This window comes from Haloferula chungangensis, assembly GCF_042664875.1.
GTDB classification, from domain to species: domain Bacteria; phylum Verrucomicrobiota; class Verrucomicrobiia; order Verrucomicrobiales; family Akkermansiaceae; genus Haloferula; species Haloferula chungangensis.
Map to the genome: position 1 here is coordinate 1 of NZ_JBHTBS010000007.1, position 23,828 is coordinate 23,828.

General features: G+C 56.9%; 16 protein-coding genes and 1 pseudogene. 10 read left to right on the forward strand and 7 right to left on the reverse strand.

From position 1 onward, the window contains the following. Positions 1 to 245: 245 nt before the first annotated feature. Both ACFQY0_RS13500 and ACFQY0_RS13505 read right to left on the reverse strand, forming a co-directional pair. Positions 246 to 1,817 carry a sensor histidine kinase gene (locus tag ACFQY0_RS13500; RefSeq protein ID WP_379713253.1) on the reverse strand — a complete coding sequence of 524 codons (1,572 nt, stop codon included), beginning with the start codon at positions 1,815 to 1,817 and terminating at the stop codon, positions 246 to 248. Next, positions 1,814 to 2,536: a response regulator transcription factor gene (locus ACFQY0_RS13505; protein ID WP_379713255.1), complete on the reverse strand. Its 723-nt coding sequence runs from the start codon at positions 2,534 to 2,536 to the stop codon at positions 1,814 to 1,816. The genes ACFQY0_RS13500 and ACFQY0_RS13505 overlap by 4 nt, the downstream gene beginning before the upstream one ends. Before the next feature lie 157 nt (positions 2,537 to 2,693). Between ACFQY0_RS13505 and ACFQY0_RS13510 the strand changes: the two genes are divergently transcribed. Next, positions 2,694 to 4,433 carry a peroxidase family protein gene (locus tag ACFQY0_RS13510; protein ID WP_379713257.1) on the forward strand — a complete coding sequence of 580 codons (1,740 nt, stop codon included), beginning with the start codon at positions 2,694 to 2,696 and terminating at the stop codon, positions 4,431 to 4,433. A gap of 376 nt (positions 4,434 to 4,809) precedes the next feature. After that, complete coding sequence (locus tag ACFQY0_RS13515; protein WP_379713259.1) at positions 4,810 to 5,196, forward strand: VOC family protein; 387 nt, start codon at positions 4,810 to 4,812, stop codon at positions 5,194 to 5,196. A 40-nt stretch (positions 5,197 to 5,236) separates the two neighbouring features. On the opposite strand, the gene ACFQY0_RS13520 is transcribed toward ACFQY0_RS13515, so the two are convergent. The 3 genes from ACFQY0_RS13520 to gnd all read right to left on the reverse strand — a co-directional run bounded on the left by ACFQY0_RS13520 (position 5,237) and on the right by gnd (position 8,001). After that, positions 5,237 to 5,608, reverse strand: coding sequence for a VOC family protein (locus ACFQY0_RS13520; RefSeq protein WP_379713261.1), 372 nt, complete (start codon positions 5,606 to 5,608; stop codon positions 5,237 to 5,239). 9 nt (positions 5,609 to 5,617) lie between these two features. Continuing rightward, positions 5,618 to 6,364, reverse strand: a complete 747-nt coding sequence (locus ACFQY0_RS13525) for a PEP-CTERM sorting domain-containing protein (RefSeq protein WP_379713263.1) — start codon at positions 6,362 to 6,364, stop codon at positions 5,618 to 5,620. Between the two features lie 203 nt (positions 6,365 to 6,567). After that, on the reverse strand, positions 6,568 to 8,001 hold the full coding sequence (gnd, locus tag ACFQY0_RS13530) for a decarboxylating NADP(+)-dependent phosphogluconate dehydrogenase (RefSeq protein ID WP_379713265.1): 1,434 nt from the start codon (positions 7,999 to 8,001) through the stop codon (positions 6,568 to 6,570). A gap of 99 nt (positions 8,002 to 8,100) precedes the next feature. On the opposite strand from gnd, the gene pgsA reads away from it, so the two are divergent. From pgsA to ACFQY0_RS13570, 8 genes and pseudogenes are all read left to right on the forward strand, one after another. Continuing rightward, positions 8,101 to 8,688 carry a CDP-diacylglycerol--glycerol-3-phosphate 3-phosphatidyltransferase gene (gene pgsA / locus ACFQY0_RS13535; protein WP_379713267.1) on the forward strand — a complete coding sequence of 196 codons (588 nt, stop codon included), beginning with the start codon at positions 8,101 to 8,103 and terminating at the stop codon, positions 8,686 to 8,688. A gap of 369 nt (positions 8,689 to 9,057) precedes the next feature. After that, positions 9,058 to 10,047 (forward strand): BON domain-containing protein, encoded by a 990-nt coding sequence (locus tag ACFQY0_RS13540; protein WP_379713269.1) that lies wholly within the window; start codon positions 9,058 to 9,060, stop codon positions 10,045 to 10,047. 44 nt (positions 10,048 to 10,091) lie between these two features. Next, positions 10,092 to 10,364, forward strand: a complete 273-nt coding sequence (locus ACFQY0_RS13545) for a hypothetical protein (protein WP_379713271.1) — start codon at positions 10,092 to 10,094, stop codon at positions 10,362 to 10,364. Positions 10,365 to 10,440: 76 nt separating this feature from the next. Beyond that, positions 10,441 to 12,006, forward strand: coding sequence for an anthranilate synthase component I (trpE, locus tag ACFQY0_RS13550; protein WP_379713273.1), 1,566 nt, complete (start codon positions 10,441 to 10,443; stop codon positions 12,004 to 12,006). 55 nt (positions 12,007 to 12,061) lie between these two features. Next, on the forward strand, positions 12,062 to 12,625 hold the full coding sequence (locus ACFQY0_RS13555) for an anthranilate synthase component II (protein WP_379713275.1): 564 nt from the start codon (positions 12,062 to 12,064) through the stop codon (positions 12,623 to 12,625). Positions 12,626 to 12,900: 275 nt separating this feature from the next. Then, a complete protein-coding gene (locus ACFQY0_RS13560; RefSeq protein ID WP_379713277.1) occupies positions 12,901 to 19,482 on the forward strand; it encodes a hypothetical protein in 6,582 nt (2,193 codons plus the stop codon). Between the two features lie 21 nt (positions 19,483 to 19,503). After that, on the forward strand, positions 19,504 to 20,646 hold the full coding sequence (locus tag ACFQY0_RS13565; RefSeq protein WP_379713279.1) for a hypothetical protein: 1,143 nt from the start codon (positions 19,504 to 19,506) through the stop codon (positions 20,644 to 20,646). An 11-nt stretch (positions 20,647 to 20,657) separates the two neighbouring features. Further along, positions 20,658 to 20,759, forward strand: a pseudogene (locus ACFQY0_RS13570) (glutamine amidotransferase-related protein); the annotation flags it as partial. A gap of 94 nt (positions 20,760 to 20,853) precedes the next feature. Here the strand turns inward: ACFQY0_RS13570 and ACFQY0_RS13575 are convergent. Both ACFQY0_RS13575 and ACFQY0_RS13580 read right to left on the reverse strand, forming a co-directional pair. Beyond that, complete coding sequence (locus tag ACFQY0_RS13575) at positions 20,854 to 22,326, reverse strand: hypothetical protein (RefSeq protein WP_379713281.1); 1,473 nt, start codon at positions 22,324 to 22,326, stop codon at positions 20,854 to 20,856. 14 nt (positions 22,327 to 22,340) lie between these two features. Continuing rightward, a complete protein-coding gene (locus ACFQY0_RS13580) occupies positions 22,341 to 23,738 on the reverse strand; it encodes a hypothetical protein (protein WP_379713283.1) in 1,398 nt (465 codons plus the stop codon). Positions 23,739 to 23,828: the final 90 nt, after the last annotated feature.

Sequence of the window (23,828 nt, forward strand, 5' to 3'; positions counted from 1 at the left end):
AGGGTGACCCTTGGGTCCGTTCCCGACTTCCGATCGACTCTCGTCTCTCGCGCTGCGCTGTTCGGCGCGGCGGGGGGAAACTACATTTTCACCCCGTTACGTCAATACCTTTCGGGACGTTTTTTGAGGTTTTTTCCAAAATGACCAAAAACCCCTAGAAAACAAGGGTCCGCGGAACCTGGGTTTTTCTCGAAGGGGTCGGAAAAACGCGGTCGAGTGAGGGTCGTTTTGCAGATTCCTGCAATTCAGGCGGCTGGAAGGACCAAAATCACCGCCAAACCATGAGGATCGACACGGCGTGCCGAGACGGATCCGCCGCAGGCTTCAGCGGCGGTTCGGACGATCGCCATTCCAAGCCCCGCACCACCAGCTTCCCGATTGCGGGCTTCGTCAGGCCGATAGAAGGGTTCGAACAGGCGAGAAACGATACCAGGACCAACTCCCGGCCCGTCGTCTGCGATCATCAGCTCGACGTTCTCGCGCCTGGCTTTCGTGTAGATGGCAAGAGCGCACCCCGCACCTGCGTGCCGATGGGCATTCCGCATGACGTTCGCGACGGCACGCGAAAGCAATCTCCGATCTGCGAGAACACGCGTTCCATCGGCGACCCTCCACTCCACCTCATGACCTGGGCATTCCCGTTCCAGCTCTTCCTTCAGTAGGGGAAGGAGATCGACTGGCTCAAGATTGACGGAATTGGGCGCGGTTGAGGCCTTGGTAAAAGCGAGGATCTCCGAAATCAGATCTGACAACTCGCCAACGTCCTCATCGATTGAATCGAGTCGCTCTTTCTGTGCGGGGCTCAATCCGTGCTCCATGACGCCCAGGCCGGTCCTGATTCGCGCAAGAGGCGAACAAAGTTCATGAGCGACATCGCCGAGAAAGCGTTTCTGCCCCCGGAGGAGTCGGTCGATCTGCTGCGCCATTTCTTCGATCGACTCACCGAGGCTTCCAAGCTCATCCCTGCGGGAGCCGTTGATTTGGGTATCAAATTTCCCAAGAGCGATGCGCTCGGTTGCACGCGAGAGTCGCGAAACATAGCGAGTGATACCGACGATGAAGGGAGCCCAGAGGAGAAGACTTAGGAAGAGAACGGCAAGCCCACCCATAAGCCATGGCTGGAAGTCGAAGAACAAGCCTCCAGCAGAAGCACTGTTAGATCGCAGGATCAGCATGCCATGAAGAGGAGATTCCTCTTCTGGCTCGAAAAGCGGCAAATCGATGGCGGCCCAATAGCTGCCCGTGTCCGAGCGATGAAGAAACAGAGGGCGCACTTCAGGTCCATCATCCTGGCTTCTGCCGGGCCCCGGAGGTCTTCCATTTGGTGGTCTATCAAGAGACCCAAATCCCAGGTCGCCTTCGCCTCCGGTCATCCCATCCGGTGGAGGAGGACCGCCTCGACGACTTCTTCCATCCTGCTCGGGAAACCGCTCACGCTCACGCGGCGGCGTCGGCCCCCTCCCCCCGCCACCTCCCTGGTTCAACCTCTCATGAATATCTTTGGGGATCTCCAGTTCTCCCCCAATCACCGTATTCTCCGGCGGAGAGAGCTTGAGCATCGCATCCAGACCGTATGCTCCGAGATGGTCCTCCATGATCTCCGGCCACTCATCGCGGTTTGCTACTTTGAGATCTGAGGCCACCGCGCTCCCTAGAGTCTTCAAACGATCACCGGCAGCACCACTCAACACCGAGTCGAGCCCGAGTTTCAACTGCCAGTCCACGAAGATGGCGAAGGCTCCCGTCAGCACCACAAAGTGGATCAGCAACCACACCACCATTTTGGCCAAAAGCGGAAATCGGGGCTTCCGGCTCATCGCGCACCTCCTTCGAGAAGCTTGTATCCGACACCACGAATCGTCTGAATATACCGCGGAGCTCTGGCATCATCTCCCAGCTTCCTTCGCAGCTGGGAAACGTGCACATCGATGGATCTGTCGAAGACATCGAAGCGACGCTCGGAAACATCTTCTAACAGAGCTTCACGGGATTTGACCCGTCCCTTCGCCTTCATGAGTGATGCCAGCATCGCGAACTCGAGTGCTGTTAGATCCAGGACTTCGTTTTCAAGGAGCGCAACATGGGTCTCTTCATTCAACCGCAAATCTCCTACAACCAGATCTCCAGCAGGCTTCGACTCCGATTCGCCAAGTCCCACCCTCCTCGTGACGGCCCGCAAGCGCGCGAGAAGTTCCCGGCTCGAAAATGTTTTGGGAAGATAGTCATCCGCTCCCATTTCCAGTCCCACAATTCGGTCCGCCTCCTCACCCATCGCAGTGAGCATGAGAACCGGTACATTCGAGGTCTTGCGCAGCTCACGAAGCACCTCGAAGCCATCCATTCCAGGCATCATCACATCGAGAATGACCGCCTCGTAGCAACCCGTCTTCGCCTCCTCCAGACCCTCTGTCCCAGTGTGCCGCATGTCCACCTTCCAGCCCAGTGGGGCAAGATAATCGCGAATCAATCCACAGAGTTTCCGGTCGTCATCGATGACCAGCAGTGGGCGACCTTCCGAACCGTCATTTGCATCCATTGGGTGGATGCTGACTTAGAATCCGCCTCGAGGGCGACCACTTTTACCATTGCTTAACAGAATCCGCTGCCGTCCGACATCATCCCCTAACATGGCTCGGGCCCAATCAACTCCATGCGGAACCGGCAATTCCACGGAAACCAAACCATTCCAAGCCATGACCAAGAAAATACCAATCTCCACGAGTTTATTGATCGCCTCTACCCTCTCCAGTGCCCTTTGGGCGCGAGACGCGGATCGCTTCGCACCGGGCATCCCGGTTCCACGGCATCGGGAAGAACATCGAGCCGAGCGTCCACTCGAAGAATCGGAAACGGTGGAGTTTCCCGAGGAGTTCCGAAGCATCGATGGTCACGGAAACAACCTCGAGGAACCCGCGCTGGGTGCAGCCCGGCAGCCCATGCTCCGGATCTTTGATGCCGACTATGCCGATGCCTCTGGATCTCCTGCAGGCCCAGAACGTCCTTCTGCACGCGCCGTCAGCAACGCGGTCGTCGCAGGCGAGCAAGATCTTCCCAATCGTCGCGGCGCCACCGACTACCTTTGGCAATGGGGCCAGTTCCTTGATCACGACATCGTCGAAACTCCAACAATCGAACCCGAGGAACCTTTCGACATACGGGTGCCCATGGGAGACATCTGGTTCGATCCGAATGGGACTGGGACGCAGATCATTCCCATGAACCGCTCTTACTACGAAGATCACAGCGGAGTCCGCGAACAGGTCAATGAGAACACTTCATTCATTGATGCTTCAAACGTCTACGGTTCTGACAGCGTCAGAGCCTACGCACTGCGGAAACTCGATGGCAGTGGTGAACTCAAAACGAGTTCATCGGAGCATGGCGATCTCCTTCCTTACAATGAGGGTGGTGAGGAAAATGCGCCCGACTCCTCCGGCATCTGGTTCCTCGCAGGTGACGTGCGCGCGAATGAACAAGTCGGACTAACCGCCATGCACACGCTCTTCGTGCGGGAGCACAATCATTGGGCTGCGGAATTCAAAAAAGCCAATCCGGCAGCGGGCGACGACGAAACCTACGAGTTCGCACGGATGATCGTCGGGGCAGAAATGCAGCACATTACCTATAAGGAGTTTCTTCCCCTCCTCCTCGGAGCTCGCGCCATCCCCCCCTATCAAGGATACGATGGCGAACTGGATCCAACAGTTGCCAACGAGTTCGCCACCGCGGCCTATCGCCTGGGGCACAGCTTGTTGTCGCCAGAAATCCTGCGCCTGAATGGCGATGGAGAAACGATTGAGGACGGGAACCTTTCACTCTCCAACGCCTTCTTCGATCCGGCCCTGACGGAAGATTACGGCATCGACGCCGTGCTTCGCGGACTCGCCGGACAGCGCTGTCAGGAACTCGATATCACCCTGGTGGATGATCTTCGGAATTTTCTTTTCGGTCCACCTGGATCTGGCGGATTCGACCTTGCTTCATTGAATATTCAGCGAGGACGCGACCACGGAGTTCCATCCTACAACTCTGTTAGAGCGGAACTGGGCATGCCAAAAGCCCGCAATTTCCGAGATGTCACTCCTGATCGTGACCTGCAAGGGAAGCTAGCCTCGGTGTATGATTCCGTGGACGACATCGATCTCTGGGTTGGCGGACTTTGCGAGCCTCACGTCCGCGGAGCGATGCTCGGTCCCGTGCTTCACAAGATCATCAGCAAGCAATTCATCGCTCTCAGGGATGGTGACCGATTCTGGTATGAATCCGCATTGGATCCATCACTTCTGGAAATCATTGAGCAACAGACGCTTTCGAAGATCATCCGTCGAAACACCGAAATTGGTGCTGAACTCCCCGACCATGTGTTCCTTACCGACGAAATGCCGGCTCCTCCCTCATCAGCCCCTGACGGGAAGCCATCCCGCCATCGGTGAACCGGCACCGTTCATTGAGGCTTTCAACACCTGCAGATCCCTTGATCCCGTGACCTTCATTTTCATTCCCTTCACTCTTCTGGCTCTGGGCTATCCCACTTCCACTCGCAATTCTTCGACGAAGCGAGAGCCCCGCCCTCCTCCGCTACCAAGTTACCAAGCGATTCCGCCAGCCTCCTACCTCAAATCTTTGCCCCGCACGATGCTTCTTCCCCACTCGTCGCCGCCTGACTCAAAGCTCTGGGGACTTGGCTTCGTCGCCCCCACGAAACCACAGAAACCCGTGAAACGGCCTGCTCTACCCACTCTGGTAGACTTCTCCAGAAATCACCGATACACCGTTGACCCCGCACAGCCCGGCTCGCTTTAGTCATCCATGACGATTGAACACATTGCGTGGCAGGTTGAGCACCCTGGAGAAATGACTGAATGGTTTTGCCGACACCTTGGTTTCACCCTGAAGCGTGGCAGCGACGAACCTTTTCCGGTCCGATTCCTCGCAGATAGTGGAGGGCGGGTCATGATCGAACTCTACAACAATCCCTCACTCACGAGTCCGGACTACGCCTCCACCGATCCTCTTCTCATGCACCTCGCCCTCACCTGCGAGGACATGACGGAGAAGATCGACCTGCTGCTAGAAGCAGGTGCCACAATCGCACAGCAAGCCACCACCACCGATGCCGGTGACCTCCTCGCCATGCTCCGAGACCCTTGGGGCTTCCCCATTCAGCTCTGCCAACGGAAGATCCCGATGGTTTGACGGAGCGAGCAAGGGCAGCGTTTCGCTCCGGGCTTTTGAACTATGCGTGCCCGTCCTTCCGTTTGTGGATCCCGATGGAGTTCCCATCAGGATCGCGGACAAAGGCCATATGGCAAACGGGCGTTTCCAAAGGACCAAAATTGAATTCAACATTCGCGGCCTCGAGTTCCGCGACGGCTTTTTCAAAGTCGTCGACTTCCAGCGCCACACTGCAGCCATCTCTGCTCGGTTCCATCCCCGGCGCGACACCGATCGCCAGCGTGCCTGCGCCGATGTCGTATTCCACCCAGTGGCCACCTTCCATCTCGTGATCCATGGTGGCCGATAGTCCGAGCACGCCTTCGTAGAACTTGCGCGCCCGGGACATGTCTTTGACCGGGTAGACGGAGAAGGCGATTTCGCGGATGATCACAGTTCCAAATCAAATTCTTCTGCGCCGAGCGAGCAAACCGCCAAGACCCAAGGCAACCAGCGCCGTTGAGGTTGGCTCCGGGATGGTGGCGATCATAACATTATCCACGGTCACGCCCGAATCTCCCCTGAAGCACACAGCAAGGTATTCAAGGTTCCCCAGTTCCCCGCCGATAGCCGCGTAACTGGAGGCGTCTATAGCCAATGAATAGGGGGCCTGGTCTCCAGCCGCTGCTGCCACCAGAGAAATGGTCCCCGTTGGGACCTGCGCTGCCGCTTGAGCCGAACCGTCCAGCAGGTCGATACCGGCGGCTCCGTTTGACAAGTTACTGGCGCGAAACGCCGTCCCGCTCAGTTCAAAAAAATCGTCGGAGGCGGTCTCCCGGTTATTATTGTAGAGACCGATCACATCGAAGAAGATCGTATTGCCGGCCGCAGCTGCGCCCCAGTTGAAGCTGATATTCAACACGCTATCGCTTCCAACGCCAGTCGGCATGGTCACTGCCTGACCAATGCCATTGTTTACCGCTCCAGCATCCATTTTCGTGGCTACGCCTCCCACAACTGTCCAGCTACCTCCATTGGTGTACCATCCCTGGTCGAGATTCTGCCTCTCAATCCAAGAAGCATTTGCCACGGTATTCTGCGAAAAATCACCATCGTGGGTTCCACCGCCGATGACTACAGCTGCCTCCGAATTCGAAGCCACCAGACCCGCTACCAATATCAACTGAAAACTTTTGTTCATCGTGTTCATCGAATTATGTATCTGATTCAAACTGCCATTCCTCTGAATGGTTGATTGCTCATCGTCCTAATTTTAATTTGAGCTATCAAGAAAAATTCTGAGGACAGCTGAAACGCAATGGCTTCTGAACCCTCTTTTCCCTCTTGGGTCCCCAAAAAAATGCCCGCCACTCCTTGCGAAGTGACGGGCATGGGAATTGTTCGGAAATGCGATCAGCTGATCAGATCCGGCCAGTCTTCGGTGTGGAAGAACTCGCCTTCTGGCTTGTCGGTGCGCTCATAGGTGTGCGCACCAAAGAAGTCGCGCTGAGCCTGAAGCAGGTTCGCAGGCAGACGCTCGGCACGGTAAGCATCGTAGTAGCTGAGTGAACCACCGAAGGATGGAACCGGGATGCCATTCGTTGCGGCCAGTGCCACCACTTCGCGCCAATCCTGCTGGCCGTCGTTCAGAACCTTGGTGAAGAACGGGGAAAGCATCAGGTTCGTTGGAGGCGTGTCGCTCTGATACGCTTCGGTGATGCGGTTGAGGAAGCGCGCACGGATGATGCAGCCCCCACGCCAGATCTTGGCGATCTCGCCGAGGTTGAGGTCCCAACCCTTGTCGGCACCGACCTTGCTGATGAGATCAAGTCCCTGCGCGTAGGAGACGATCTTCGAAGCATAGAGGGCGTTGCGAACTTTCGAAACAAGCTCTTCCTTGCTCATGCCCTTCAGTTCGAAGTTCCAGTTGTCGGGACCTTCGAGGATGCCGCTGGCCACCTTGCGCTGATCACGCATCGAGGAAAGAATCCGAGCTTCGACAGAGCCGGCGATGGTCGAGAATGGAACCGCCTGCTCCACCGAACCCATCACGGTCCAGCGTCCGGTGCCCTTCTGGCCGGCCTTGTCGACGATCAGATCGACGATGTCCTTGCCGGTTTCCGGATCCTTCTGCTTGAAGATGTTGGCGGTGATTTCAATGAGGAAGCTTTCGAGGTCGCCCTCGTTCCAGTCAGCGAAAATGTCGGCGAGCTCCTCATTGGAGAAACCTGCGGCCTTGAAGATGTTGTAGGCTTCGCAGATGAGCTGCATGTCGCCGTATTCGATGCCGTTGTGGACCATCTTGACGAAGTGACCTGCGCCACCTTCACCGATGTGAACCACGCATGGCTCGCCGTCCACCTTGGCGGAGATGCTTTCGAAAATCGGCTTCATCACTTCCCAAGTGGAAGCAGGGCCGCCAGGCATGATCGATGGGCCCTTGAGCGCACCTTCCTCGCCACCGGAAACACCGGCTCCGATGAAACGCATACCGGCTTCCGCACAGTATTTGTCGCGACGCTCGGTGTCGGTGTAGAGCGAGTTACCACCGTCGATGATGATGTCACCCTTATCAAGAAGCGGGATAAGTTGCTCGATGACGGCATCCACAGGACCACCGGCCTTCACCATGATCTGGATCTTACGTGGGACAGCAAGGGACTGGACGAACTCTTCGAGCGTCTTGCTACCGACAAGCTTCTTGCCAGGGTTGGCCGCAATGAACTCCTCGGTGACGGAAGTGGTACGGTTAAATACGGAAACTTGGAAGCCGCGGGACTCCACGTTCAGGACAAGGTTCTGGCCCATGACGGCCAGGCCGATGAGGCCGAAATCGCTTTTACTCATGATCTTGGATTGGTTTACTGGACGCGGGGCTTTAAGGAACTCCGACAAAGAGCGCAACCCCTTGTTGCCAGATTGGTATGCATTCCTCACATTCGCGCCGTGAACCTCCCGAATGCCATCACCCTGTCACGCCTGGTCTTGGCCGCTATTTTTGTAGCGGCCATGGAATTTCCAGGACTCACAGGTTATTCGATCGCTCTGGGCACCTTTTCGGTCGCCGCCGCCACGGATTGGCTCGACGGCTATCTGGCCCGAAAATTGAACCTCGTCACCCCCCTCGGAAAGCTCCTCGATCCCCTCGCGGATAAGATTCTCGTCTGCGCCGCTTTTGTCTTCATGTCGGTGCTGGAGCTGGCACCGGTGTGGGCCACCGCCCTGATCATCGGTCGCGAATTCCTCGTCACCGGCCTACGGCAGATCGCGATCGAAGCAGGGCAGGTGCTGGCGGCGGATCGACTGGGGAAATGGAAAACGACCTTTCAGCTGGTCTTCGTCATCGATGCCCTCGTCTGGCTGACCTTTGACCAGATTCAGGGCGCTCCGGACGTCGTTCACTTCATACTGATGCTCACCAAACCCGAAGGTTGGCTCATGCCGATCTCGCTGTGGCTTTCCATCGCCCTGACCGCGATCTCAGGCGCCAATTATTTGTGGAATGGACGCAAGTTGCTGATTCCCAGCAGGTAATCTCGAAGCACAAGCCAGCAGACCTTCGTCCGCGCTGCAACCTCTTGCGGAGCAGGGCGACCGCGCTTTGAAGCGGCTTGGAAGACCGCAAATCCTCATGGGAACTCCGGCTTCAGCCCAATGCCTTCAAGGATTCGATGTTCGGATCGTGCGGATCCTTTGGGATCCGCACTTTCAAAGTGGGGGATCCCTTCATCGTGCTAATTGCACCCTTCCGGACGACGTAATGCGCTGATTTCGCATAACGCAAACTTTCGATACCGGGCCTCAACCGGCCATTTATCCTTGATAGTCTGTGACTTATCAAGATACCCAGACCGATGGCGCGGTGTTCGCTTGGAGATTGGGGAGCATTAACCTCCACTGATTATGAAAACGAACCGCATTTCACTTCTTACGGCTGCCCTCTTGGGAATCAGCCCGATGCTGGTTCTGGGCACTCCGGAACCAGGTCCTAGCACCGACCAGGGGTACGCCGAATTTCTCAAAGTGGCCTACGACTCAAGCCCTCGTTTGGAAGGCGCGGTGATTGATATCCAAGTCGAAGATCATATCGCCATCCTGAGCGGCCAGGTTGAAACCATCGACCAAGCCGAATTTGCCGCCTCCCTCGCCATCACGACTAACGGCGTCTATGGCGCGGTGAATCAGTTGAAAATCTCGCCCGAGCAATCGGAGCCGGAACTTGTCCGAGTCACCCGAGAGGCCCTCGACAAAAGCAAAGCCATCGATCCGAGCCGGATCCAGGTATCCCAGTCAGGAAACACCATCATCCTCAAGGGCGAAGTCAGCACCTACGATGAACGCGAACTCGCCCGCGAGATGGTTTCCAGAATCAAAGGCGTTCATCGCATCGAGAACCAGCTGAGCATCGAATTTGCCGATGTCCGACCTGAGGAAGCGATTCAGGAGCAATTGCTTATCCAGTTTCACGACGACCCGCTCTTCGACATGTTGCCTGTTAACATCAAAGTCAGCGACGGAACCGCCACTCTCAGCGGTCAAGTCGGGAGCCTCGATGAGAAAAATCGTCTTGAGCGCACCTCCCTCGTGACCGGAGTGATGTCTGTCGACTCCTCGAAGCTCCAGATCAATTCCGACCTCCGAATGGAAGGAATGGGTGACAAGCCCTACATGCCTTCCGACTCTCTCAAGGTCGCCAATCTGGTTCTCGAGGCAGATCCTCGGGTCGATGCTTCCTCGCTGCAGCTTGAAATGCAGAACGGCACCATCTTGCTGAGCGGCACCGCCCTCAGCCACAAAGCTCGCCACGCTGCCGAGGATGATGTGCGAGGCGTACCCGGCGTCCTCGGGGTCGTGAACCAAATCGAAGTTTCCAGCTCGCTCAGTAAACGCTGAGCCACCCCAACGAATCTCCCATAAACAAACAAACCAATAGAATCATGAAACTACCACTAATCATCAGCACCATCGCAGCAGCTTTCACTCTGGTTGCCTGTGACTCACCAGCCGAAAACCGTCGTGAAGACGCTCTCGAAAACAAGGCCGATTCCATGGAAGACGCCGCCGATAAGGCCCGCGACAGCGGTGAGCGCGCTGCGGATTCCGCTGAGGACATGGGTGCTGACGGCACCGCCGACAACATTCGCGAACGGACGGAACGCGCTGCCGACCAGCTCGAAGACGAAGCCGACGCGACTCGCGATCAGAAATGATCTGACGCTTAACTCAACCACTGAACCAATGGCAGCCCCGCACCTTCTGATGCGGGGCTGCTTTGTTTCTCCATGAATGAGCGATTTCTCACGCTCTTCGGGGCTTGCGCAGGACGCCAACACGGCCACACTCCCGGCCCACGTGAATCCGATCCCGATCGAGCCCTCATTAGAGGAATTCGCGCAACTGGCCGAGCAGGGAAACGTCATCCCCGTCTTCACCCAGCTTGCTGCGGATTTTGAAACCCCCTTGTCCGCGTACTTAAAAGTGCGCGACGGGCGCCATTCGTTTCTCTTGGAAAGCGCCGAGAGCACCGACAAAAGCGGACGCTGGTCAATCCTCGGCAGCGGCCCGCGCCGCATCATCGAAGCCCGTGGAAAGGAAATCACCATCCGGGAAGGCTCGAAGCTCACCACCGAGACTGTTGAGGACGACGTGCTCGCCGCGCTCGAGCGTCACATGGCACCCTACCGCTCGGTCCTCCATGGCAATCTGCCTCCCTTCTGCGGCGGCTTGGTCGGCTACCTGGCCTACGACGCCGTGCGCCAGTTCGAGCCTACCGTTGCGGCTCCGCCAAAAGATGAGCTCGGCATCCCCGACGCCGTTTTTGTTCTCGCCGACACCCTGATCGTCTTCGACCAGAAGCTGCGCCGCCTCCAGATCATTGCAAACGCCTTCCCGGCCGAGCACGAGACCCTGGAAGAAGCCTACATCGCCGCGCGCGAGAAAGTTTCCGCGCTTGTCGAAATGCTAAATCGCCCGCTCCACGTTCCCTCGCTGAACGGCCTGACAAGCGTCGAGCCCTGCGATGCCACCAGCAACACCACACAGGCGCAATACGAGGACATGGTCGTGCAAGGGAAAGAATACATCGCCGCCGGCGACGTCTTCCAATTCGTCCCGAGCCAGCGATTCGAGACCCCCTTCCATCAGTCTCCGGTCGACCTCTACCGCGCCCTGCGCCATGTCAACCCCTCGCCCTACATGTTCATCCTCGAACTGGAAGGCTTCGCCCTCGTTGGCAGTTCGCCGGAAGTACACGTCCGCGCGATCGATGGCAAAATCGACATCCGCCCCATCGCCGGGACCCGCTGGAGGGGCAAGACTCAAGAAGAGGACGATGCTCTCGCCCAGGACCTGCTGGACGACCCGAAGGAATGCGCCGAGCACCTCATGCTCATCGACCTCGCGCGCAACGACGTCGGCCGCATCGCCAAACACGGCAGCGTCAAAGTCGACGACTTCATGATCGTCGAGCGCTATAGCCACGTCATGCACATCGTCTCAAACGTGACCGGCGAGCTCGACCCCGAGCACAGCGCCTACGACGTGCTCCGTGCCACTTTCCCCGCCGGCACCGTCAGCGGCGCCCCGAAGATCCGCGCCATGCAGATCATCAACGACCTCGAGAAAAGCAAACGCTGCGCCTACGCCGGAGCCGTCGGTTACTTCGGCTTCGATGGCGGACACGATTCCTGCATCACCCTGCGCACCTGCCTTCTGAAAGACGGCAAAGCCTACGTCCAGGCCGGTGCCGGAGTCGTCGCCGACTCGAACCCGACCTACGAATACAACGAGACCGTCAACAAAGCGAAGGGCATGCTCCGCGCCATCGCCCTCGCCCGCACCATCGAAAGCTAACGGAGCGCGGACTTCAGTCCGCCCGTCACTTCCTTCCAGTTAAAGTTTCCGCCAAATGCTCCTCATCATCGATAACTACGACTCCTTCACCTACAACCTCGTCCAGTACTTCGGCGAGCTAGGTGCGGAAATGAAGATCATCCGCAACGACGCGATGACCGTCGACGAAGTGAAGGCTCTCAAGCCTTCACAGATCTGCGTCTCGCCCGGTCCCTGCACGCCGAACGAAGCTGGCATTTCCTGCGCCGTCATCAAGGAGCTCGGCCCCACCACCCCGATCCTCGGCGTCTGCCTCGGCCACCAATCCATCGGCCAGGTTTACGGCGGCGACGTCGTCCGCGCCGACCGTCTGATGCACGGCAAAACCTCGCCGATCATTCACGAAGGAAAGAGCGTTTTCAAAGGTCTCCCGAGTCCCTTCACCGCGACCCGCTATCACTCCCTCATCGTCAAACGCGACACCCTCCCCGATGACCTTGAAGTCACCGCCTGGACCGCCGAAGACGAGATCATGGGCGTGAAGCACAAGGTCCATCCCGTTCACGGCGTCCAGTTCCACCCCGAGTCGATCCTGACCGAGGAAGGCAAGACGATGCTGAAGAACTTCCTGTCGTTCTGATAGATCGGCCCACTCCGACTCACGGCGATTGCGGAGATACATTGAGGCTCCTGATGGTTCATCTTGAGGTGAACTACTCTTGGGACATGAGATCATTTCCCGGTCTACAACGATCTCTGGATATCTCACCGGCGGACGGCTCTACGATCCAGCCAGTGACTCAGTTTCAACTTGTGAGGGAACAAGCGGCAGTCTTCGATTCCTTAAATCGCAGCAATCGGGCGTACTCCCCGGTCGACAATTATCCCCATCGCTCCGCTTCGACCAACACTACCATGAATCATCAAAAGAGGCACATGTTTCGCGTGGTCATCATCCTTGCACTCGCATTCTTCGGCATCAATGCCGGTATGGCTCAGACCCAATCAACCTTGAGATTGGGGGCTCCATTTGCCACGAAGCTTTCCGCAATTCCCCACGAAATCCAGGAACTCGATCCAAGTAAGAACTATGCGATCAGCGGCGCTCCCAGCTGGCTTACCATCACGCGGGATCCCAATTCTGGATTTTTCGAACTCTCCGCATCGACTCAGGAACTAGAAGTCGGCACCTACAACGAAGAGATCATTTTCGCGAACGACGGAGAAACGGCTCACCGACTGCAGATCAATCTCTCGGTTCACTACCCCTTGCTCGTGGAGATGGTAGCACATCGGGATCTCCCATTCCTCTATGCGATTCATCGTGACTCCTCACTATCCGGCGTCGACAGCCTTGTCAGGATCGATGCGACGACGCTCAGACCCATCGAAGCGGTGTCGCTTGGCACATCCGCATCGGACCTTTCGATCGATTACGAGAACCAAAGGGTACTGTGTGTCAGCCACAGGCCGGGCACAGCCCACCTGATTCCGATCGACGACTTCTCCAGCGCAAAATCCATTTCCCTTCCAGACTTTCCACTTACCTATAACTTTGACGGAAAGATTGAATCCATCGGGGAAGATCTGATCGCCTACATCGACGGTTTCGGCCCGACGCCGATCAGAATTTACCGGCTTTCGACATCGTCAGTCGTTTTCGAAATCGGACCCGAACAACTGTTAGAGGATGGAGGATCCTTTTCGGCACTTCTGAAGGATCCCAACAAGCCAATCCTCTACGCCTACATCAGGAGGCAAGGTGCATTCGCCCAATCAGGGCGTATTGTCTCCCTCGCCACGAACGACGAAGGAGCGCTTCAACTTCAGCAAACGGCCCCGGAACCAACCAAGAGCACTTTATCATCCGCATCCAAGGTTTTCCAAATCACAGCCGATGGCAAACATCTGTTCTTCCTCGGCTCCTTCCACGAGTTGCCCAGTCTCAAAACCGTCCCGAGCCAAGGACGACAGAACGCCATTGGTGTCAGCTGCGTTTCTCCGACCGGAACCTACGGACTTGGCTCTTCCAACTCGATCATCGACATGACTTCCGGCGAGTCGCTGTTCCCGTTATCAAATAGAGCCACGGCCTGCACATTCACATCCGACTACGACCGCTTGATTCGGGCAATGGAGTCCAGAACGGTCCAGGCTGATGCGTGGTCAGTGATCCAGAGCACCCATCTACTTACCGCCCTTGGTGGGACCCTACCCGGAATGACGGTCTCACCAAAAAATGGCGAACCGGTGGTCGCTGAGCCAACACTCAATTGGCCTCCCATGAAGGGGGTCACTTCGTGGGACGTCTTCGTCAGCGAATCGCCATCGGATCTTCCTAGCCACGAAACCCTGGTCGGCTCCACCCCTTTCCCGACCTTCGCTTTGGAGAACAGCCTCCCTCCGGGAGTCACTCGATACTGGACGGTCCGCCCCACCGGAGGCGGGCAGCACCAGGCAGTGGAGAGCTTCACGACGAGTGACCTTCACCCTGAGTCATCCTTCGTCGGAATTCGATCAATGGAAGGAGTCGTCGAACTCGAGACTTCGATCAATGTCCACACAGCCAATACAACGATCTGGAGCGTCAGCACCACGGACGACTGGATCAAAGTTCCATCCGCTGAGCTGACGGGACCGGGTCAGCTGAAAATCACCCTCGACACCGCAGACCTTGGGGCGGGCTACCATCAAGGATCCATTAGACTTAGCTCGCAGGTCGGCGTTTTGACGGTACCCGTGAAACTCATTCTTGACCACTTCAGGGTCAGCGAACTGATCGCCGATCCCCTTCGACCAGGGGTCATTGGCTATTTCCCCCCGCAGACAAACGTGGGCGTGCTGGACGGATACATCTATACGATTGACCCTGAGATACTTGAAATCACATCCGCTGTGAGGCTCGATTCAGATGTTTCCTCGATCGCCATTCGCAGGGAGGATGGCAAGGTGATCCTATGTAGTGGGATCCCTTATCGTATTGTTACTCTGGATCAACCTGCGCTCGATACGATCGGATCGTTTCCTGTAGACCAAAAGGTCAATTCGATAAGCACGATTGGTGACGACACGCTGATCTTGGAACGGCAGTTTGGCTTCGATGTCCACGATAGCAGCGACGGCACTCTCCTTTACGCCATCGAAGCCGGAGTCACGGGATCGGCATCGGCGAGCTACTACGATCCCGTCAATGGCATCTACACCCGGATTTCCAGTTCACAGATCTCGCGGTATTCCATGGACCGAAGCGGTGCCAGCCTGCTCGGCATCTTCCAGCTCGACCAAATCAGCGACAATATCTTCGTAAGTCAGGACCTGAGCCATTTCTCCATCGGCCGGCTGATCTTTGATGGGGAATCGAAGTTCAAAACCCAGCTAAACCTGCCGTCCTTCACGGGTTTAGGAGGCCTCACGGCAGACGGCGCACTCGGATTCACCACCAACCGCTTCTATTTCACGGACTCAGGCACTGAGGCCGGAAGATTTCCTTTTAACCTTTCTTATGCCGTTGCCGATTCGTCGGGAGAGCGAATCATCGGATTTGGCCACGACGACGAACTTGCGTCATTCGAAATCAGTTCGGTCCTGAGTGACTTCGAGACGTTCCCCCGGGACCGCCAGGTCTTTCTGGACCTCCCCGATGAATTGAAATGGAGTCGAAGCGACGGGGATATCTCCTATCAAATCTACTTGGGAACGAATGAGGCGCAAACCGAGTCCGCCACTCCACTCTCCGACCTATTTCTCGGCGGAAGCATCCAAAACGCCCAAAGTCTGGAAGGCCTGATTTCTCACGGTGGAACCTATTACTGGAGGATCGACACGATCAGAGACGGTGAAACCGTCAAGGGTGAGGTCTCAAGCTTCACGATCAACCATCGGATTCATCAGGTGGGTGTTCCTGGCGGCGCCGCCGCGACGGAAGCCAAATTTCAGGATCCGCTTGTCCTGCTTGACTCATCCAATCTAGTCTCAATTGATCGGAGCGACTCAGGCTTTTCCACCGATGCCCAAAAGGTTCATCGCTATCCGGGCTTCGGGTCCACGGGGTCTCGTTCTTCAGCCTTTGCAGGCGAATTTTTGGTGATCGGAAACTCAGGATCGGGAGTGGGGATCAGCGGAGACAGGGACCGGGGAGAAATCGCGATGTTCACTCCTCTGGAGCATGGCTGGAGTGCCGAATGGGCGAGAACACCCGAGAGCTTTCTGGAACCGAAAAGTTTCGGCATATCGGTTGCGGCCAACCATTCGAGCATCTGGACCAACCAGCAGGCGAGTGGCACCACGGGCCCCAATGCAGGAGTTCTTCATGTCTATGACCTGGAAGGAAACAGAACCCAATCCTTGCAGCCTTCCGACAGCTTCAATGGCGACCGATTCGGTTCCAAGACCATCATCCGTGGCAATACCGCCGTCGTGGAAGCCAACGGTTGGGGAGCTTCGTTTCAACGGCGCTATGCGGACCTCTATGTTTTTGAGCGCAATCCGGCCAACAACCAATGGACAGAAGTGCAGAAGCTGAGTTCCGAACGACTCGACCGAGATCATCCGGGCGAATTCAGTTTCGACGGATCGAGAATCGCAGTCCAAATCGACAGTAGGAACCCGACCTTGATCGAGGTGTTCGAAAAGAACCTCTCCGGCCGCTGGGTTGCCGTGGACCGCATCATCCCCGACGAATCCCGGGACGACATTCGGGTCACCTTCAAAGACAACGTTTCCATAAGCGGTGACTGGCTCTGCGTCGACGCGTGGCTCAGTCTCGAATCAAACACCAATTCGGTGGATGTGGTGATTCCTTTTCACCGGAGAAACGGAATATGGGAGCAGCAGAGTCCGATCCGTATTCCGGACAGCTTCGGAGGCTTCCTTGAGACTTCACTCAGTGGCGATCAGGCTGTCGACGGAGGCATGGTCATGATCTGGACGAACGATGTCTCACCCGGGATGGATCGAAACTTTCTCGTCATTCTCGATGAGCAAGCCAACCGGAGACCACGCCTCACCAACTCACTACCCAAGAAGATCCAATTGCCAGCGAATGCTCCGGTATCGATTGAGATCGATACGATTGATCCCAACGGCGACGATGTGGCCCTCGAGATCATCTCCAAGCCAAGCTGGCTCCGCGATCGCAGCCCCGGTCCGAATCAGCATGTGCTTGAGGGAATGGTTCCGGCGATAACAGGAAAACACAGCCCGATTGAATTCAGGCTGAATGATGGCAAGGGCGGCCAGCGCTGGTATTTCTCGCTCGTCGAAGTGGTTTCGGATGACGCCGCCCCCAAGATTTCCGGGCTTCCGGAATCGCTGGAAATCAAACAGGGTCATGATCTGAGGATCGAACCCGAGATCGCTGGCGCCAAGCCCATTGAATTCCAATGGGAATTGAATGGAACCCCCCTGCCGGGTCAGACCGAAAGTCGTCTTCATATCGAAGGTTGGCCAAGCGAAGGCCTCTATCGGTTAACCGCACGAAATGCCGTCGGCATGGAGCATTCCACTGAGGTGATGGTGTCTGTTACGGAATCTGACAGGCTTGGTCAGGACTGGACCGCCGTAGGAGGTTCCTTCAATGCCTCATCCTACATGCCAGCCCGTTTGGGAAGACATACCTTCGTTCCAAAATGGTCTTCCTCCCCCGAACTCATCCTACCCAGTACAGAGAATCATTTTGCGGTGAGTGCTCAGGGCATCGTCACAGAATCCCTTCAGGACGCCACGACAGCGAGTGTCCATTTCCTGAACCTATCCGATGGCTCGCTTCGCGAATCCACCGTCACAGCTCCGCCTGATTTGTCGCCACCATCGATCCATGATGGCAGAGCATGGTTTCACACGCCAGATGCCCCAAGAAATGACCCAACGCCTCCTTCCACCGTCTACCGGGCATTTGACCTGCTCGACATCGGAACCTCTATCGAAATGGAATCGGATCAATTTCTCGGATCCTACTTGCTTGGCCCGATTCTCCAGCCAGGGTCCATTCTTCTGAATCGCAAAGGTCGCCCTGGAGCGGTCTGGCACGACCACCCGGTCCCAAGCCAACTTGCCGTCGCGCCCATCGACAACTGCTCCCTACACGAGCACGTGCTCTACTCAAGCCACGAGAACCTATTCGCGGCCCACCGGGCTTCCGACAACCGAATGCTTTGGTCAATTGCCCTCCCCGACAGTTCGGCGCGTCCCGTCGTCAGGGGAGATCATGCGATTCTCAGCAGTCGGAATTCGATCTCGTGCATCGACATTCGGAACCGCCAATTGACATGGACCTTCGAGCATTCGATGGGAAGCGTCCGAAATGTAGCCATTGATGAGTCACACGCCTACATCGCCGGAAGAAGCACGGTTTCCTCGGTCTTCCTTTCAGACGGATCGCCATCGACCAGCTACACCTCTCCCGTCCCTAATGAGAGCCTAATTTCAGTTATCGTTCTTGAAGACCACCTTCTAGCCTACAGTGACTCGTGGACACATGTCTTTGACAAGCAGAGCGGGCAGTTCCTCCAGTCTCTGGAATTAGGTGGCGAAGTCGCCTATTCGAACGGGCTTCTTGTTGGTATCGGTGGCACCCGGCAGGACCGGAGAATTCTCGCCTACTACCCCAATGCTGCCCCCATCTTCAGCGAACAATTCCCTGACTCAATTATCGATCCGGGATCAGCAGCCGACCTCCATCTCGCTCTCGGTGCGACTACCCTCAATCCAGACCCCAATGACCCCCTTTTCTGGCGGATCATCTCAAACAGCCGACCCGAAATTTTTCGCTCTCTGGAAATCAGCGCGGAAAATGGCGACCTCACCGTGATCTACAACCCTTGGGAGTCAGGATCCTCGGAGGTGACCATCTCTGCAGAGGACACTGCCGGCAATGTGACCGAAACCACGATCACCTTCACCGTCCCCGAACTCCCGCTTCCAGATCTCAGACTAACAAGCAACCTGCAGCTCAAACGCCAGACCGGTCTCTTCGAGCAATCCATCACCGTCACCAACAACGGAGCGCGCGAGATCGCCGGCTTCGACCTGACGGTCACCGGACTTCCTGAAGGGGTCTGCCTAAACAACAGCTCGAACTGCGAGGAAGGCACTTGGGCGGTCGAGCATCGACAACCCCTTGCCGCCGGGGCTTCTGTCACGCTGATCCTCGAATACTACGCACCTGTTCGCGGCACGGTCCTCGATCCCCAGATCGAGGTGTCGCTCGTGACCATTCCCGAATCAGACCCAGCCGCCGTGGACGAAGGTCTGGCCGTTGATCGCTGCGTCCGCCTCGACGACGGCCTGCTCATCGAATTTGTCTCCGAACCAGGAGAGCTCTACGAGGTCCAGTATTCGAATAACGGCACGGATTGGAAGGTCTCACCCGTGCGCATCCGGGCAGCAGGGAATCGGGTCCAATGGATTGACCGAGGACCACCAAGAACGGATTCACCACCAGCCGACAAGCCATCCCGTTTCTATCGGGTTCGTGAAATCACCTCCGATGCTGAATAAGAAACCCAACTCCATTTTAGAATGAAACAGGTCTTCATCTTTCTACTTCTCGCAACTCCCGCTTTCGGAGGTGACGCAAAGTCACCTGTCTCCAGCGGCGGAAACTGGCAATGGACCGTCTCTGCCGGCCCGGCCATCCGAAACATCGGAACTCTAAAGATCAACAGCGGCTACCGGAGTGGTGGGGTGATCCCACCATCATTCGTCGGAAGCAGCTCCCTCACGGAGCCAAACGTCGGTGCCGAGAGCTCCACGGATGATCGTTTTTACAACGACGGCTACGTCCGCCAAGACGCCGGAACATCCACCGACGGAAACACCTGGTATTGGGGCTACGACAACGCCGCTCAGGTTCAGGATAAACAGCTCGCCTACTCCGCAACCGGCTACCAGAGCATTCTGAGAGACAGCTACAGCATTCCATCTTTCGGCGCCTCAAGCCGCGATAGCCTTCGCGGCTTCTCTCCCCACATCCAAGTCGATGCCCGAGGACCACAAAAGCTTTGGGGATTCCAGCTCGGTTTCAGTGGGGGCTTCGACTTTACCCATGTCGACCAATCGCTCGCCTACTCGAACTACTCGGGCAATCAATTCCGTGACGACTACCGCCTGGACTATGTCGATAGCTACGATCTCAACGGTGTGATCCCACCTCTCGCGCCCTACTTCGGCACGCTCGGTGGTCCAGGCCCGGTCATCGGCAACGTTCCGACTTCCCGCTCGATCACGCCGGTGCTGCTATTCACCGACACCGCCAGCTTTTCCAATCAGGTCTGGTCCTCGATCGACATCAACGTCTTCAGTTTCACCGTCGGCCCGACCCTCACCCGCTCGTGGGGGCCACTTTCAATGAGCCTGCAAGGCGGTTTGATCTTCAACATCTATGATTGGGATGCACAACAGGGAGAACGCCTGACCGGAAGCAATTCGTCGGGCACCTCCACCGTCGCCAACTGGGCCGAAGGTGATTCGGGAACCAAATTCCGACCTGGCCTCTACGGCCAGGCCGACATCTCCTACGATGTGGGAAACAATTGGGCGATCGGATGCTATTTCCGTGTCGATACCGCCGCCGAGTTCAGAGCCCAGGCCGGCCCCTCGACCTTCAAGGTTGATCCCTCGGGATACTCTGCGGGGTTCCAGCTCAGGTACCTTTTGCCCTGAGCCGAGGAATCGTCAACGGCGTCCAGTTCCACCCCGAGTCGATCCTGACCGAGGAAGGCAAGACGATGCTTAAGAACTTTCTCGAGTTTAAAGCAACTCTCAGCTCACTCTAACAAGGTCCGACTGGAAAGGGGCCGCCGCGCGCGAGTGAAAAGCCGCGGGCAGCCCCATCGATGGCGTTCACACGGTCGGACTCATAGCCAGCTCTTACTTCATCCCGTGGCTTTCCCGCCACATCTGAGCCTCCTCCGGTTCTTCGGCGCTCCAGGATTCCAGCAAGGTTCGCAAGCCTGGCTGCTTCATCCAATCCGGCATCGCCAGCAGCCACGTCGCAGCGGCCTCGGGATCGTATCCACACCAGGATCGGATGAGGGACTCCCCCAGCCTGACATTGACAACGCCCTCGTCTGCAAACCGGCTGAACAGCTCCGCTGCAGTTTGAGGATCCCGCCTCGCCGTTCCCTCGATCAATCCACTAACGAAAGCAGAGTAGGAAGGATGCGCCTTCAGCGATTCTGCGAACTGAAGCGCCGCTTCATGGTCCTGCTCCCCCCAGACCACTCCGCAGCGTTTGAGGATCTCGGCCACGGTCTTTTCGTCTGAAAGACCCGTGGCATAGCGGGCGGCCGCCCTGGGGTCATTGTCGCTCCAGACGATATGAAGATCCGAAAGTAGCGTATTCCGGAGACTCTCGTCATCGACCTCGTTACGCCACTTCAGGACAGCTTCGGGATCACGATGGGCCCATCCATAGGCGAACTCCCGAATCAGCTCCTTTTGGAGATCATTTGAAGGAAGCTGACTGAGAAGGTAGTCTCCCACTGCCGCTGCATCCTGCTTGAGCCAGTGACGGATGCAGATGAACAAGGCCGTTCGCCGCTTCCGTCCCTCGGGAAGACTCTCAGCCCAGGCCCTCGCCGCGGGAAAATCCTGCCTGACCCAGGTTGTCATCAGATTCTCGACCGCTAGATTTCGGGCGTAGCCATTGGGAATCCTCTCTAACAACTTCGCGGCCCTGGCCGGATCACAAGTTGCCAACTGACTCACCATCATGCTCAGACCAAGCCCCTCGGACCTCCCGCCAGCTTCCTGCTGATACCAATCCATCGCAGCCAGCACCTCAGTTTCCGCCCAAACCAGGGCAATGCGGGTAAGGAGAAGCTCCTTGAGACCTGCGGCCTCTCGAAACTCCTTCTGTTCCACGAAATCCGTGACGGCCTCGAGGTTGATGCGGGCCCACTGCTCGACCAATTTCTCGAGAAGCGCGTAGTGCACCGGAGCCTCGCCATTCTCCGTGCTGAGCTGATAGAGATGAGAAATCGCTTGCGACGGATTCAATTCGACCCAGCGGAGGTAAAGCAAGCCGCGCAGTTCCTCCCGCTCGCGACCCGTCGGCAGCAAGGATGGATCATCAAGAAAGCTCTGAATCCCGTCGCCCGACAACTGATTCACCAACGAGTACCATCGAAGGGAACGACCGAACTCGCCTCGTTCACCCGCCGCCCGATTGATCTGATCAATCACTGCGCGCTCTGCCGTCTGCTCGACGGACACCTCCCTGACCCCGATGGCTGGCTCCGGTTCCGCTCGAACGGGAACCGTCAGCATCAGCACGGGTGCCAGGAACAGCACGCGGAAATTTCTGTTGATTGTGCCGACTTCCAACATCACTTGAATCATGATTCCCAAGATGCTCAGAACGAACTACCGGCGGGGATTACAAAGTCGTTAGGTTTGAGATTGTTGTGAAGCTCCGTCAAGAGGCTGCCTTTCTCCGCACCACTAAGCACCGATGAATCCGCCAGCGCATTCTCCGCTGCCTGCGCATCGACGGCCATCCAGACCGACATCACTTCCCGCACTTGAGCGTTCCGCAAAGACTCACTTGAAATGCTCTCGCTGAGATCGAAGGCGAGGGAAATATTGCTGCTTCTAAAAGTCCCAAGCGCGCGCTCCACCGCCCGATCCCGCACCGCACCCGCTTCAAGCGTCTCCAGCCAGTCTCTGCATCGGCTCGGCGAACTCATGCTGTAGACGGATGCCAGATGCTGTGCCGCGACCAGCTGTTCGGGTTCCCCCATCGATGCCATGACGCCAGCCAGTTCATCCGGGTCATTCTGGGCGATCTTAAAGGCAACCGTCTCAAGGAGGCTTCCATATCCGGGTTCATCCGAATTTTGGAGAACATACTCCAAGGCCCCCTTGCCATCCGCTCCACCAGCCCATCGATCTAGAACTCCCATGAGAGCATATTTCCTCTCCTCCCCGTCAAGTTCATGGACCCATTCCAAAGCAGATCCGACATCCTTTTCCGCGAGCTTGCAGGCAACCTGCGGAGCAAAGCTCAGCTTGCTTTCGCAAGATGCCATCTCCGAAATCACCGCTGCCGCGCTGTCAGGATCCTGCTCGATATAGTTGCCCATGACCTGCTGGTAGATGGAGGCGAACTGAGGTGTAAGTTCGGCCGTCTCAAGCCAGGAGAAAGCCCCCTTGATGTCTTGCTTCGCCCATTGATTGACGGTCAGCGACAATAGTTCGTCCCGCTGAGCTCCGACCGGCAATTGCTCCAACCGTGCGATCGCGCCCACGGGATCTTTTTTCGCCATACCCTGATAGACAGCCATCAAAAAACCACGCTCCTGACCGGGCGCCCCGCCATGACTGGCGACCCAGTTCAAGGCGCCCTCTACATCGGACTGCGCCATCTGCAGTAGCGCGTCGCAAATCAAATCATCCCGCTTGAGCCCCTTGGCAAAAGCAATCGCCGCGAGCGCGTCCTTCTTCGCCCACTCCGATACCAGCACCCGCAACATCGCCTCACTCCCAATCTCATCCGGTGAGTCCGCTGCCTCGCGGGCAATCGACTCGAAATCCTCCGCTTTCACCCCGTCGAATACCGAACGTCCCGTAACCCGTCGAACCGAAGAAACCTCAGGACTTGAAGAACCAACTCTTGCCCTCGGCACCTCACCCCGTTCCAAAAACCCGCCCCTATCCGAAGCGTCGGGAGCGCTTGCCCGCCCGATGATAACTCCGACCGCCAGAACAAGCGCCAGCACGGGAATCCAGGCAGTGTTAATTTTCCATTTCATAAAAACCATACTCGATCATCAGATCATTTGAAATCCTGACTAGCGGCGCTTCTGCCCAACTCAGATCAGAAGCGCCGCACTCAGGAAATA